This is a genomic window from Candidatus Accumulibacter propinquus (genome assembly GCF_056856495.1).
On sequence record NZ_JBSEHC010000003.1, the window covers coordinates 1,098,436 to 1,113,062 of the forward strand.

The following is a 14,627-nucleotide window of genomic DNA, read 5'->3' on the forward strand; positions in this document are numbered from 1 at the left end:
AGCAACGCGGGCCAAGCCCACGCCTTGACCCAGCGATCCCCCGGACCGCCTCCGAGGGCCCTACAGTGGAGTGCCTGCATGCTTGACGAATTGGTCCCGTTTGGGGATGACATCCAGGAACACGAGTCACCCCCGTCAGGTGGTACGCCATGGAAGGTGCTGGTGGTCGATGACGATGACGAGGTGCATGACGTCACGCGCTTCGTGCTCCACGATCTGCGGATTTTCGGGCGGCCCCTGAACCTCTTGTACGCGCACAGTGCCCGCCAGGCGCGTGCGGTGCTGCGCCAGCATCCCGATACCGCGGTAGCCCTGCTGGATGTGGTGATGGAAACCGAGCGCGCCGGGCTCGACCTGGTGGGATACCTGCGCGACGAACTGGGCCTGGCCGAATGTCGCATCATCCTGCGCACCGGCGAGCCGGGCTATGCGCCGGAACTGTCGGTGATGAACGAATACGACATCAACGACTACCGGACCAAGAGCGAACTCACCCACACCCGTCTGATCACCACGGTCAGCGCCGCGCTGCGCGCCTACGAGCAACTGCGCGCCATCGCCGAGCACCGACGTGGGCTGGAACTGATTGTGCATGCAGCCGCCGGCCTGCTTGAGCAGCATGCCGTCGCCGACCTCGCCGAAGGCGTGCTCACCCAACTCGCCGCGCTGCTCAAGCTACCGGCGGACGGCATCGTCTGTACGCAGAAGGGATCGCCGTTCGGTGGCGACGGCGAGCACTGCTACGTGGTCGGTGCTGCCGGTCGGCACGCGCCTTACATCGCGCAGCCGCTGGAGGCGCTGCCGGAAGCGGGCATTGTCGCGGCAATTCAGAACAGCGTGGCGCGTGCGCAGCACGTCTTCGCCGCGGATCACACCGTGCTCTACCTGAAAGCCGCCGGGAACCAGGAAGCCGCCGTGTATCTCGAGTCCGGGCACGTCGCGGCGGCTCTCGACCGGCCTCTGCTCGACGTCTTCGTGGCCAACATCGCCGCCTGTTTCGGCAATGTCAAACTGGTCGAGCGCCTCAACCACATCGCTTTTCACGATCCGCTGACGAGGCTGCCGAACCGCGTGCAGTTCATTGCCGACCTCGATGGCGTGGCTGGCCGGCCTGCCGACACCGTCGTGGCCCTGCTCGATATCGACCATTTCGCCGATCTCAACGACGGCCTCGGCCAGGACATCGGCAACGCCCTGCTGCTGGCTGTCGGCGAGCGGCTGCAAGCCCGGCTGGCGCCCGGCTGCCGTCTGGCGCGGGTGGGTGCGGATGTCTTCGGCGTGCTCGGACCCGAAGCGCAGGTGAATGCCACACGGTTGCTGGCGCTGTTCCACGAGCCCTTCGAGGTCGGCGATTACCAGCTGCCGGTCACCGTCACGCTCGGCCTGTGCGGCAGCCCCGACCAGGCCGATTCCGGCATCACCCTGCTCAAGCGGGTCAATATCGCACTCAACCGCGCCAAGCGCAGTGTCTCGGCACACTACGAATGCTATCTGGCGGAAATGGAAGACAACACCCGCTGGCGGGTGGAAGTGACCCGCCGCCTGCGCCTGGATTTTCAGTTGGGCAAGCTGCAGGTGTGGTACCAGCCGCAAGTGGCTCTGGCGACCGGCGAGGTCGTTGGCGTCGAAGCCCTGGTACGCTGGCCGGGCGAATCCGGTTTCGTCCAACCCCCGGATGTCTTCATTCCACTCGCCGAATACTCCGGCCTGATCGTCCATATCGGCGCGTGGGTGCTCGAGCAGGCGTGCGTGCAGCGCGCACAGTTGGCGGCGGCGGGGTTCGCTTCGCTGCGCATGGCGGTCAACGTCAGCATGCCGCAATTCCGCAAGGCCGATTTCGTCGAACAGGTCGCCGGTACGCTCGCGCGCTACCAGATGCCGGCCTCGCTGCTCGAACTGGAAATCACCGAAAGCATTGCCATGGATGAGCCGAAGGTGGTGTTGCAGGGACTGCAAGCGCTCAAACGACTGGGCGTCCAGATTGCCATCGACGACTTCGGCACCGGCTATTCCTCGTTGGGGCACCTGCAGTCACTGCCTATCGATTGCCTCAAGGTCGACCGTTCCTTCGTCAAGGAAATCCGCGATGGGCAGGGCGGCGTCTTTGCCGAAACCATCGTCGGCTTGAGCGACAAACTGGGGGTGAAGTCGGTTGCCGAGGGCGTCGAAACCCTGGAGCAGGCGGGCTTTCTGCGCGACCTGGGGTGCGCCGTGGCGCAGGGTTACCTGTACGCTCCGCCGATGCCCGCCGAGCCCTTGCATGCCTGGCTGCACCAGCAGGCCAGTTCACGACGCGCTCCTCGCCCGGCTTGAAGGCCGCACCCCGGCCGCTGCCGGGAAAATCGTCGCCGACGCCGGCGCAGGGCATATTTTCCGGGATAATTGCAGGTTGCTCGAAAGTCGCACCCCAGAACCGGGGCGACTGCCACTACAGCGGGCGACCCGAGACCTTTTTCACCTCCCATCAATCAAGGTAAACACGCATGAAGAAAAGCATTTCATTGTTGCTCACCACGCTGGCGACCGGCGTCCTGCTTCTTGGCTGTGGCAAGCAGGAAGCGCCGCAAGCCGCGGCGGCCAAGCCGGCTGCGGTCACCCGGATCGTCGTCGGCCTCGACGACAACTTCCCGCCGATGGGTTTCCGCGACAAAGAGAACAAGCTGATCGGTTTCGACATCGACCTGGCGCGTGAAGCGGCCAAGCGGCTGGGCGCCGAGGTCGAGTTCAAGCCCATCGACTGGAACGCCAAGGAAGCCGAACTCAATGGCAAACGGGTAGACGCCTTGTGGAACGGTCTGACGATCACCGAAAAGCGCAAGGAGAACATCGCCTTCACCACGCCGTACCTGGAAAACCGCCAGATTGTCGTGGTCGTCGCCAAGTCGCCGCTCAAGAGCAAGGCCGACCTGGCCGGCAAGGTGGTCGGTCTGCAGGAAGGCAGCAGCGCGGTCGAGGCGGTCGAGAAGGATGCTGTCGCAAAATCGATCAAGGAACTGAAGAAGTACGGCGACAACGTCACGGCCCTGATGGATCTCTCCACCGGCCGCCTCGACGCGCTGGTGGTGGACGAAGTGGTGGGCCGTTACTACGTTGCCAAGAAGCCCGGCGAATACGTCGTGCTCGAAGAACATTTCGGCACCGAGGAGTACGGCGTCGGAGTCCGCAAGGGCGATACCGAGTTGCTCGCCAAGCTCCAGAAGACCATGGACGAGATGAAGAAGGACGGTTCCGCCGCCCGTATCTCGACGACCTGGTTCGGCAAGGACATCATCAAGTAAGCCTGGCCTGCCCGCCGACCGGCAGTTGCGCTCGGCGGGCGACAGGGCGTGCGTCGCCCTGTCGATTCCTCCCTCTTCCCCACCGTCCTGGTGCGCGGCTCAGCGCCAGTGGCGCTCGCCGGCTGCGCACCCTGGTGACAAGGATGGCATGGACTACATAATCGAAATCCTCGGCCCGCTGCTGCAGGGCACGGCGGTGACGCTGCAGGTCTTCCTGCTGACCTTGCTGCTGTCCGTTCCGCTGGGGCTGGGCCTTGCGCTGGTGCGCGTTTCGCGCTTTCACCTGGCCAGCACGATGGTCAATGGCTACATCTGGTTGATGCGCGGCACGCCGCTGATGCTGCAGATGCTGTTCATCTACTTCGCCTTGCCGTTCGTGCCGGTGATCGGCGTGCGGCTGCCCGATTTCCCGGCTGCCATCGTCGCCTTCGTGCTCAATTACGCAGCCTATTATGCCGAGATCTTCCGCGCCGGCATCCAGTCGATAGAGCGCGGGCAGTACGAGGCCGCCCGCGTCCTCGGCCTGAGCTACGGCCAGACCATGCGCCGCATTGTCCTGCCGCAGGTGGTCAAGCGCATTCTGCCGCCGATGAGCAACGAGACCATCACCTTGGTCAAGGACACCTCGCTGATCTACGTCCTGGCGATGAACGACCTGCTGCGCGCCGCGCGGGGAATCGTGCAGCGCGATTTCACGACCATGCCATTCGTCGTCGCCGCGGCCTTTTATCTGCTGATGACACTGGTGCTCACCTGGGGCTTCCATTACCTGGAGAAGCGACATGCCGTCTACGACGAATGAGCTGGCGAACGTCACCCCGATGATCGTGGCCCGCGACATTCGGAAGCGTTTTGGCGTTGTCGAGGTGTTGAAGGGCGTCTCTCTGGAAATCGCCAAGGGCGACGTGGTCGCCGTGATCGGTCCGTCAGGTTCCGGGAAAAGCACCTTCCTGCGCTGCCTCAACCACCTCGAAACCGTCGACGCCGGCGAAGTACTGATTGCCGGTGAAACCCTGGTGAGCAGCGACGCCGCCGGCGTCTGCCGCTACGCGCCGGATGCCGAACTGCGTCGCATTTGCCGCCGGATGGGCATGGTGTTCCAGCATTTCAACCTGTTTCCGCATCTCACGGTGTTACAGAACATCATCGAGGCGCCGCTGACGGTCAAGGGCTTGGCGCGCGACGCGGTCGTCCCCAAGGCCGAAGAATTGCTGCGCAAGGTGGGTCTTTTCGACAAGTGCGACAGTTATCCGGCGCGTCTTTCGGGCGGGCAGAAGCAGCGCGTCGCGATTGCCCGCGCGCTGGCCATGGAACCGGACATCATGCTCTTCGACGAGCCGACCTCGGCGCTCGACCCCGAATTGACCGGCGAAGTGTTGCGCAGCATGCGCCAGCTGGCCGACGAGCACATGACCATGCTCGTGGTCACTCACGAAATGGCTTTTGCCCGCGAGGTCTCCAGCAGCGTGGTGTTCATGGACGCGGGCGAAATTGTCGAAGCGCGCGCGCCAGCCGAAATGTTTTCCAGCCCCGCGCATCCGCGTACGCAGGCCTTTCTTGAGCACATGCTGTAGCGCCCGGCGGCGCAGTCGATGGTGTATGCTGGCTATCCACTCTCAACCGAAAGAGGCATCCCATGACCTTGTGCCCGATCGCCATTGTTGCCGGCTGCAGGAAATGCCCGGCGTTTTCCCTCTGTCCCCTGAAAACCGTGATCGGCGATGCGCCGAAGCAGGAGGAGGCGCCGACCTCTCCGCCAGCGGACAAGAAGTAGGGCCGCCGCGCGCCGGCCTCAGAACGCCGCGATGCCGGTCTGCGCCCGGCCAAGGATCAGCGCATGCACGTCGTGCGTCCCTTCGTAGGTGTTGACCACCTCGAGGTTGACCAGATGGCGAATCACGCCATAGGCATCGGAGATGCCGTTGCCGCCGAGCATGTCGCGGGCGGTGCGGGCGATGTCGAGGGCCTTGCCGCACGAATTGCGTTTCATCATCGAGGTGATCTCGGGCGTGGCGCTCCCCTCGTCCTTCATCCGTCCGAGGCGCAGGCAGCCTTGCAGGCCGAGGGTGATTTCGGTCTGCATGTCGGCGAGCTTTTTCTGGACCAGTTGGTTGGCCCCCAGCGGACGACCGAACTGCCGGCGATCGAGCGTGTACTGCCGCGCCGTGTGCCAGCAGAATTCGGCGGCGCCGAGTGCTCCCCAGGCGATGCCGTAGCGCGCCGAATCGAGGCAGGTGAATGGTCCCTTGAGGCCGCGGACTTCCGGGAAAACGTTGGACTCCGGCACGAAAACCTCGTCCATCACGATCTCGCCGGTGATCGAAGTGCGTAGCCCGACCTTGCCCTCGATGACCGGCGTCGACAGGCCCGGCATTCCCCGTTCGAGCACGAAGCCGCGAATCGAACCGCCGTCGTCCTTGGCCCAGACGACGAACACCTCGGCGATCGGTGAGTTGGTGATCCACATCTTGCTGCCGGAAAGCAGATAGCCGCCGTCTACCGCGCGCGCACGGCTTTCCATGCCGCCAGGATCGGATCCGTGGTTGGGTTCGGTCAGGCCGAAACAGCCGATCGCTTCGCCGGTTGCCAGCCGCGGCAGATAGCGGCGCTTTTGTGCCTCGCTGCCGAACTGGTAGATCGGCAGCATCACCAGCGACGACTGCACGCTCATCATCGAGCGATAACCGGAATCGACGCGTTCGACTTCGCGCGCGACCAGGCCGTAGCTCACGTAGCTGAGTCCCGCGCCCCCGTATTCGGTGGGGATGGTCACGCCGAGCAGGCCCATCTCGCCCATTTCGAGGTAGATCGCCGGATCGGTGCGTTCATGCCGGAACGACTCCAGGACGCGCGGCAACAGCCGGCCCTGGCAATAGTCGCGCGCCGCGTCGCGCAGCAGGCGCTCGTCCTCGCGCAACTGCGCGTCGAGCAGCAATGGGTCTTCCCAGCAGAATCGCGCCTTCGATGTTCGAGTCATGCCCGTCTCCTGGCGTGTGTTCGCCACCTGGCCGACGGCGTCGGGCAGGTGGCGGTTGAGTGTCAGGTCGGATTGTATGCAAAGCGCGCCCTGGCGGGCGGAAAGCTTGTCGGGCCCGCGCGCCGCAGGCCGTCCGGCGGACTGCGCGGCCAGGCCGGATGCGTCGCCTGATTGACTGCCGGGAGCAAGGTCCGGGATACTCGCAGGGTCGCGTGCCAGAAGTGTCGGCGAGGCAAGGCAAGGATCAACCCGTAAACGCTGCCGGTGCGCTGCCGGCTACTGGAGGAGGCATCTCGATGGGTCTGCGACTGAAGTTCAACCTGGTGCTGCTGGTAGTCTTTCTGGCGGGATTCGCCGTCACCGGTTACGTCTCGCGCAGCCTGCTCGACCGGCACGCGCGCGCGCAGGTGCTGGGCGAAGCGCGGCTGGTGCTGGAGGCTGCGCTGGCGATCCGCAGCTATACCGTCGAGCGGGTACGGCCGCATCTGATCGGCCAGCTGGACCGGCAGTTCCTGCCGCAGACGGTGCCGGCCTTTGCAGCCACCGAGACGCTCAACGAGCTGCGCAAGAAATATCCCAACTACGCGTACAAGGAAGCCACCCTCAACCCCACCAATCTTCGCGACCGGCCGGCCGACTGGGAGGCGGACCTGATTCACAACTTCCGCAATCACGCCACCGACACGGAGGTCAGCGGCCAGCGAGACACCCCCGTCGGTCCGCTGCTGTACATTGCGCACCCGATCCGCATCGAGTCGCCGGCCTGTCTGCAGTGTCACAGCACGCCCGATGCCGCACCACCGTCGATGCTCAGGATCTACGGTTCGGCCAACGGCTTCGGCTGGAACCTCAACGAGGTGGTCGGCGCGCAGGTGGTCTCGGTGCCGATGTCGGTCCCGCTGGAGAACGCCGCGCAGGCTTTCCGGACATTCATGATCTCGCTGGCGGCGGTGTTCGTGATGGTCTTCGTGGTCCTCAACCTGCTACTCTCCTGGCTGATCATCCAGCCGGTGTCGCGGATGTCCGCCGCCGCCGACAAGATCAGTACCGGCGACTTCGACCAGCCCGAGTTTGCCGAGACCGGCAGTGACGAGGTGGCGGTGCTTGCCAGTTCCTTCAACCGCATGCGTCGAAGCCTCGAAAAGGCGATGCAGATGATCGATGGCTGATCTGGGGAAGAGCGCCGGGCCCGCTGCCACGACGGCGCGGCCGGGAACATGCGTGGAGGGGGGCATGAACGGAACTACAGTCAGCTCGCGGGGACGCTGCATTGACCGGCCCTGAGCAAGTGATGCGCGAATTGCCATTGCCATCGCCGGACGAACTGCCGGGCGGCTCGCCGAGCGCTTCAGCGCCGCCGGCGGGCGACCTGCTGGCGCTGCCGGCGGGGTACACGCTCAACGAGTATCGCATCGAGCGGGTGCTGGGCTGGGGTGGCTTTGGCGTTACCTATCTGGCCCGTGACAGCCACCTCGACTGCCCGGTGGCGATCAAGGAATATCTGCCGCGGGCGGTTGCCGGGCGCGGCCCCGAACAATCCGTGTGCCCGCATTCCGAGGCCACGGCGCAGCCCTTCGAATGGGGGCTGCAGCGCTTTCTGCTGGAATCGCGGGCGCTGGCCAGCTTCCACCATGCGGGCATCGTGCGGGTGCTGCGCTATTTCCGCGCCAACGACACCGCCTACATGGTCATGGAGTACGAAACCGGCGAGCCTCTCAACGCCTGGCTGGCGGGCCGACTGCCGGTCGACAACGCGACGCTGCTGCGTCTGCTGCGACCGCTGCTGGACGGACTGGAGGCGATCCATGCGGCGGGCTTCCTGCATCGCGACATCAACCCGCGCAACATCTACATCCGTGCCGACGGCTCGCCGGTGTTGCTCGATTTCGGTTCCGCCCGCCGTCTCGGCGTCGAGGGTCAGGAACAGATGATGACCGCGGTGGTGACGCCCGGCTTTGCGCCCGCCGAACAATACTATCCCGACGGCAAGCAGGGGCCGTGGACCGACCTCTACGCCCTGGCCGGCGTGCTCTACTGGCTGGTCACCGGGCAGCGGCCGAGCGACGCCCTGGCCCGTCTGCGCGAGGATACGATGCCCGGCGCGTCGGCGATCGGCAACGTCGAAGTCTTCGGGGGCGCCATGCTCAGATCCATCGATTGGGCGCTGAATCCCGACGAAAGCCAGCGCCCGCGGCGGGTGGCCGATTTCCGTCGGGCCTGCCTGCCGATGCTCGGCGGCGAGGCCGACGGCGCGTCGGCAGCGAGCCTCCCGACCACCGCTGCCGCGCTGGCCGCGGGCTGCAGCGTCATCGGTGCGGTGCTGTTCGCCGACGTCACGGCCGAGGATCCTGCTGCCGAGGCGGCGCACAAGGAGCGGCGCACCCTGCTGGCGGCGCTGGTCAGCCAGGCGGTTGCGGCGCTGCCGGCCAGCAGCCGTCTGGCGGTGAATACCAGCGAGGGTTGCGCCGTGGCCTGCCTGGGCGATCCCGAGGATGCGCTACGTACGGCCCGGCACCTGGGCGCGGCTGCGGCGAGCCGGGACCTTGCGCTGCAGATGGGCATCAACCTCGGGCCGGTGCGCGTGCTGCCGTCGCCGAGCGGGCGTTCGCGCATTCTCGGCGACGGCATCACCACCGCCTACCGCGTGATGCGCTTCGCCGCGCCGGGGCAGGTGCTGGCGAGCAGCGCTTATGTCGATCTCCTGCGGCAACTCCGGCACAGCGCCGCAGCGTGTTTCCGGCATCTCGGCCAACGCCGGGACCCGCAGGAGCGGCAACACGAGATCCATCTCTACCGCGGCGAAAGCGAGGTCGAGGCGAGCGCGCTGCCCGACTCGGCGAGTGCCCCGTCGGTGACCGGCGCGGAGCTCGGCGCGGAGACGGTCGACGCGGCCGAGCGGCTGCTCAGCCGGCACATCGGTCCGATGGCCGGGATCCTCGTCCGCAAGACCCTGCCGCGTGCCGGCAGTCGTGAAGAACTACATCGCCTGCTGGCCGGGATGATTCCCGATCCCGCTGCGCAGGCGGCGTTCCTCGCCGCCGTGCCGGCCGCTGCGCAGCCGACTTCGCAGCCGTCTGCGCAGCCGGCGTCGGCTGGTACGCCGCCGAGCAGCCTGCGCGTTGCGTCCGCGGCGGTGTCGGCCGCGCCGACGACGGCCACGGCTGCGCCCGCGGGTGTGCCGGCCGGCAGCCCCTTCGCCGACGCCGACCTGGAGCGGATCGGGAAGATCTTCGCGCGCCACATCGGGCCGCTGGCCAAGGTGCTGTTGCGCCGCGAGTCCGCGCAGGCCGGCGACCTCGATTCCCTGTGCCGCGCGTTGGCCCGGCACATCGACCACGAAGACGAACAACGGCGCTTCCTCAGGGAAGCCGGCCACGGCTGAAAACCTGGGCAGGCACCGCGCCAACCGATAACGAAAGCGACATTGGACCAGAGCACTCACCACAAGATCGTCTCCTTCATCTGGGGCATCGCCGACGATGTGCTGCGCGATCTCTTCAAGCGCGGCAAGTACCCCGACGTGATCCTGCCGATGTGCGTCATCCGGCGCATGGACGCGGTGCTGGAGCCGACCAAGCAGAAGGTGCTCGACACCCGCAGGATGCTCGACGCGGCGGGCATTACCGAACAGCACGCCGCGCTCTGCGATGCCGCCGGCCAGGCCTTCTACAACACCTCGCGGTTCACCCTGCGCGACCTCAGGTCGCGCGGCAGCCAGCAGCGCCCGCTGGCCGACTTCGAGGATTACCTCAACGGCTTCTCGGCCAACGTCCAGGACATCCTCGACAACTTCAAATTCCGCAACCAGTTGCCGACGCTGTCCAGGGCCGACGCCATCGGCTCGCTGATCAACAAGGCAACCCCGAGACCTACGCCGTCTGCAAGGCCGACATGCTGCTCAAGGGCGAAGGCGAGAGCGCCGAGCACATCGTCGGCGCCGCCGAGTGGTCCACGCTGGCGCACGACGCCTTCCCCGCCCGCGAGTTCGACTTCATGCTCGCCAACCCGCCCTACGGCAAGAGCTGGAAGAAGGATCTGGAAGCCTTGGGCGGCAAGGACGGCATGCGCGACCCGCGCTTCAGGGTCATGCACCAGGGCGAGGAACTGTCGCTGGTCACGCGTTCGGGCGACGGGCAAATGCTCTTTCTCGCCAACATGGCGTCGAAGATGAACGGCCAGTCGGCCCTCGGCAGCCGCATCGCCGAGGTGCATAACGGCAGTTCGCTGTTCACCGGCGACGCCGGCCAGGGCGAGAGCAACATCCGCCGCTGGCTGATCGAGAGTGTGCCGCAGGCACACAGAAAGGAAGTTCGTAATGGACTGACGAACTGTGTAGAAGCTACACGGAAGATGAGGGTAGGTCCCTCGGGGTCGGCTTTCAGGAGCGGGCCTCAAACCACCCCAAGCTGCTGCGGTCAAGAGCCGTGGTGGTGAGCGTTGGGGTCAAAGCGTCGAGGACGTACCTCGAGCAGGTAAGGATCAGAGATACGAACGAAAGTGAACCTTCGCTGACGCGTCGTAATCCAGGGACTTGTCGTCAAAACCAGGGGCGTTTCTATCTTCTGGGACAAGCTTGCCGGGCACCTGATTACTGGGCAAGCGGCGGCCGGCGTATAGGAGGCGTGAAGCTGATCCAGGCTTCTGTGTGGAACTGCGGGAACCAGTCGTTCCGATGTCAAGGGAGAAGCCCAAGTGGCAGAAACCACGAGGCGAGAGTACCGATGCGGAGCACTGGGACGGACCGACCCGTACGAGCGATGAAGGCTGGTAATGCGGCTGGAGCAAAGGGGTCGGATCAAGCGGTTGCATTTGGCGTTCAACTGGCAACAGGAGGAAACGGATGAGTGCAACAAAACCATTTGCCATTGACAAATGGCTGGTGTACGAAGCGTATCAAGCGGTCAAAGCCAATGCGGGATCGGCAGGGGTGGATAAGGAATCGATCGGCGACTTCGAGAAGGATCTGAAGGGGAACCTTTACAAGATCTGGAACCGGATGTCGTCGGGAAGCTACTTTCCGCCGCCGGTCAAAGCGGTTGCCATTCCCAAGAAGAATGGCGGGGAGCGCATATTGGGTGTTCCAACGGTGGCAGATCGTGTGGCGCAGACGGTGGTCAAGCGGGTGATAGAGCCCGGGATGGAAGCCAAGTTTCTACCGGATTCCTACGGTTATCGGCCCGGAAGATCGGCGCTGGACGCCGTGGGGGTAACGCGGGAACGGTGCTGGAAGTATTCCTGGGTTCTGGAGTTTGATATCAAAGGCCTGTTTGACAACATCGACCATGCATTGCTGGAGAAGGCGCTCGAGAAGCACGTGGAGTGTGAATGGGCCATGCTTTATATCAGGCGCTGGCTAACTGCGCCGCTGCAACAGGCGGACGGAACCCGGGTAGAACGTACCCGGGGGACACCGCAAGGCGGCGTCGTCACGCCACGTACACAAAAGATAACTTCGAGTTCGATCGGCAAATTCCCCTTCATCGTTCTGAAACGACACTTGATTTGCGTCGCAGGAGGTCATATGCTTAAGGCACATGTCGCGCGCCACCGATTCCGAAAGGGCACAACGGGTGAACAGCGCCTTCGCTCTGCTTGTTCGTGGTCACAGCCTCAGCGAGGCCGCGCAAGTATTGACCGAATCATTCGCGTTGTCGCGTCGCCAAGCCTATCGATACCTGCAGGAGGCACAGGAACTCGCGCAGCCGCTGCCGGTTGCCCAACCGACCATTCCCGTCACGATCAAAATCCCCGGCGAGGTCGTGGGGGAGTTGCGCGCGTATGCTCAAGAAAGCGGCCGGACGATGGGCGAGATTGTTGGGTGCGCGGTATCGGCGTATCTGGCCAAGGCACGCCAACATGGTTGATCGGCGCCGGCAGGGTCATGACGTGTATCTGGACTATGTCTTTGACCGCCTGCTCGCCGCCAAGCTTGAGCAAGTCTACGAGATCCTGGTACCGGATCGGGCACGCCGCACGGGGCGGCCGTCCGGGCTGAGTGGAAAGAGCGATGAAGACAGCAGCCATTTACGCCCGCGTGTCGTCGGCGCAACAGCGCGAGGAGCACACGATTGCCAGCCAGACAGCGGCACTGGTGGCCTTCGCTGCAAGCGAGGACTATTGCGTGCCGGCTGAATGGATCTTCGAGGACGAGGGCTACAGCGGGGCGAGCCTGCTGCGGCCAGGGCTGGAGCGGGTACGCGATCTGGCGGCGGGAGGACAGATTGAAGCGGTGCTCGTGCTCTCGCCTGACCGGCTGAGCCGCAAGTACGCCTATCAGGTCCTGCTCACCGAGGAGTTGGCTCGCCACGGGGTGGCCGCCGTTTTCCTGCGGGCCCCGCGCAGCGAGACCCCGGAAGATCAGTTGCTGCTGCAGTTCCAGGGCATGATCGCCGAATACGAGCGAGCGCAAATCCTGGAGCGCTCGCGCCGCGGCAAGCGCCACCGCGCCCAACTGGGAGAAGTCAGTGTGTTGAGTGGCGCTCCCTATGGCTACCGCTACGTGTGCAAGAGCGATGAGGCGAACGCTCGCTATGAGGTGATCGAGGCACAAGCCGAGGTGGTGCGCCAAGTCTATGATCTTTATACCGCTGGCGGCTTGTCGATCGGTGCGATCACGCGTTGGCTGAACGAGCAGGAGGTGCCGACCCGAAAGGAAGGCACCCGATGGGAACGCTCCACCGTCTGGGCGATGCTTCGCAACCCGGCGTACAAGGGACAGGCTTGCTTTGGCAAGACCCAGGTCGCAGTACGACAGCGCCTCAATCGTCTGGCCCGGCAACGCGGGGGATTGCCGGTACGCAACAGCGCCAGCCTGGAGCGCCCACGCGAGGAATGGCTCGAGATCGCGGTTCCCGCCTTGATCCATGAGGAGACGTTTGCCCTCGCCGAGGAACGTCTGGTGGTGAACAAGAAGTACGCGGCTCGGCGCACCGTCGAGCCCAGCCTGCTGCAGGGACTCGTACACTGCCGCCAGTGTGGCTATGCTCTCTATCGAACCTCGACCCGCAGCACGGCACGCAAGCTCTTCTACTACCGCTGCCTCGGCTCGGATGCCTATCGCTACGACGGCCAGGCCCGCTGTGATCAGCGCCCGATCCGGCTGGACTTGCTGGAAAGCATCGTATGGGCCGAAGTCCTGCGCCTGTTGGAGGATCAGGCGCTCATCCAGACCGAGTTGGATCGGCGGCTTGAAGTGGCGCGCCAGACACATCCTGCGCAGCGTCGGCAAGAAACGCTCCACCGGGATCTGGCGCGAGTACAAAAGAGCATGGAGCGGCTTCTCACCGCCTATCAGGAGGACTTGCTGTCGTTGGCGGAACTGCGTCGGCGCATGCCTGCGCTGCGCCAGCGTGAGCTGGCCCTGCACGCCGAAGTCGAGTCGCTCAGCGCCCAGTTCTCCGACCAAGCCGCCTACCTCCGATTGGCGGAAACGCTATCGGCATTCCTTGGGCGGATGCGGGAAAATGTTCACACCCTCGATATCGCCGAACGTCAGCGTATCGTGCGGCTGCTGGTCAAGGAAGTCGTCGTCAGTTCTGACAGCATCACCATTCGCCATTCGATCCCAACCCCCGTTCCATCTTCCGGGAACCCGGATGACTCATCCACTCTGCATCAATCTTCAGAAGGCCAACGTTCCGCCGCAAGTTATCCTTTGTGTACGAGGAGTGAACAGTCCGGTGTTGGCCAACTTGTTCCTCCACTACACGTTTGACGTCTGGATGACGAAACACTATCCGGATAACCCCTGGTGCCGGTATGCGGATGATGGGTTGGTCCATTGTCGGACCGAGCAGGAGGCGCAGGCCCTGATGGCGGCGCTCGATGCGAGGTTTGCGCAATGCGCCCTGCAGATGCATCCGGACAAGACCAAGATCGTGTACTGCAAAGACGGTAGTCGCAAGGGGAGGTATCCGGTCACGCAGTTTGATTTCCTCGGATATACCTTTCGGCCAAGGGTGGTGAAGAACAGCAAGCGCAACAGCCTGTTTGTGAGCTTCACCCCGGCGGTCAGCAACAAAGCGCTGACGGCGATGCGGGCAACGACACGCAAACTGAGCTACCGAAATCGGACGGAACTGAGCCTGGCTGACATTTCCCGACTACACAATCCGATCCTGAGGGGTTGGCTCGCGTATTACGGAAGATTCTATCGGTCGGCGATGTACCCCGTCTTCAGGCACTTCAACAAAACGTTGGTGGCTTGGGCGATGAGGAAGTACAGACGGCTGAAGGGCCACAAGATACGGGCGAGCAGGTTTCTCGAACAGCTTTCCGAGAAGAAGCCGTATCTCTTCGTGCATTGGCAGAAAGGCATGGCCGGTGCGTTTGCTTGATGGGAGCGGTGTGAATCGAGAGGTTCACGCACCGTT

10 protein-coding genes and 1 pseudogene are annotated in these 14,627 nt (G+C 64.3%); 10 read left to right on the forward strand and 1 reads right to left on the reverse strand.

All coding sequences use genetic code 11. The features are described from left to right. The first annotated feature begins 78 nt into the window (after positions 1-78). The 4 genes from AC15MQ_RS11020 (at position 79) to AC15MQ_RS11035 (ending at position 4,852) form a co-directional block, all read left to right on the forward strand. Positions 79-2,313 carry a putative bifunctional diguanylate cyclase/phosphodiesterase gene (locus AC15MQ_RS11020; RefSeq protein ID WP_287655573.1) on the forward strand — a complete coding sequence of 745 codons (2,235 nt, stop codon included), beginning with the start codon at positions 79-81 and terminating at the stop codon, positions 2,311-2,313. A 170-nt stretch (positions 2,314-2,483) separates the two neighbouring features. After that, positions 2,484-3,278: an amino acid ABC transporter substrate-binding protein gene (locus AC15MQ_RS11025; protein ID WP_287655574.1), complete on the forward strand. Its 795-nt coding sequence runs from the start codon at positions 2,484-2,486 to the stop codon at positions 3,276-3,278. 148 nt (positions 3,279-3,426) lie between these two features. Further along, positions 3,427-4,080 carry an amino acid ABC transporter permease gene (locus tag AC15MQ_RS11030; protein WP_483080137.1) on the forward strand — a complete coding sequence of 218 codons (654 nt, stop codon included), beginning with the start codon at positions 3,427-3,429 and terminating at the stop codon, positions 4,078-4,080. Continuing rightward, positions 4,061-4,852 (forward strand): amino acid ABC transporter ATP-binding protein, encoded by a 792-nt coding sequence (locus AC15MQ_RS11035; RefSeq protein WP_434735539.1) that lies wholly within the window; start codon positions 4,061-4,063, stop codon positions 4,850-4,852. Before AC15MQ_RS11030 ends, AC15MQ_RS11035 begins: the two co-directional genes overlap by 20 nt. A gap of 218 nt (positions 4,853-5,070) precedes the next feature. Here the strand turns inward: AC15MQ_RS11035 and AC15MQ_RS11040 are convergent, their stop codons facing one another. Then, complete coding sequence (locus AC15MQ_RS11040; RefSeq protein ID WP_287655576.1) at positions 5,071-6,255, reverse strand: acyl-CoA dehydrogenase; 1,185 nt, start codon at positions 6,253-6,255, stop codon at positions 5,071-5,073. Between the two features lie 296 nt (positions 6,256-6,551). Between AC15MQ_RS11040 and AC15MQ_RS11045 the strand changes: the two genes are divergently transcribed. From AC15MQ_RS11045 to AC15MQ_RS11070, 6 genes and pseudogenes are all read left to right on the forward strand, one after another. Further along, positions 6,552-7,424: a c-type heme family protein gene (locus AC15MQ_RS11045; RefSeq protein WP_287655577.1), complete on the forward strand. Its 873-nt coding sequence runs from the start codon at positions 6,552-6,554 to the stop codon at positions 7,422-7,424. A gap of 122 nt (positions 7,425-7,546) precedes the next feature. After that, entirely contained in the window at positions 7,547-9,637 is a 2,091-nt protein-coding gene (locus AC15MQ_RS11050; RefSeq protein WP_483080138.1) for a protein kinase domain-containing protein, read from the forward strand. Positions 9,638-9,679: 42 nt separating this feature from the next. Next, positions 9,680-10,539 (forward strand): annotated as a pseudogene (locus AC15MQ_RS11055) (type I restriction-modification system subunit M); the annotation flags it as partial. 556 nt (positions 10,540-11,095) lie between these two features. Continuing rightward, a complete protein-coding gene (locus AC15MQ_RS11060; RefSeq protein WP_483080139.1) occupies positions 11,096-12,250 on the forward strand; it encodes a reverse transcriptase domain-containing protein in 1,155 nt (384 codons plus the stop codon). A gap of 12 nt (positions 12,251-12,262) precedes the next feature. Continuing rightward, complete coding sequence (locus AC15MQ_RS11065; RefSeq protein WP_483080140.1) at positions 12,263-13,969, forward strand: recombinase family protein; 1,707 nt, start codon at positions 12,263-12,265, stop codon at positions 13,967-13,969. Further along, on the forward strand, positions 13,935-14,591 hold the full coding sequence (locus tag AC15MQ_RS11070) for a group II intron maturase-specific domain-containing protein (RefSeq protein WP_483080141.1): 657 nt from the start codon (positions 13,935-13,937) through the stop codon (positions 14,589-14,591). The genes AC15MQ_RS11065 and AC15MQ_RS11070 overlap by 35 nt, the downstream gene beginning before the upstream one ends. The last annotated feature ends 36 nt before the right edge of the window (positions 14,592-14,627 follow it).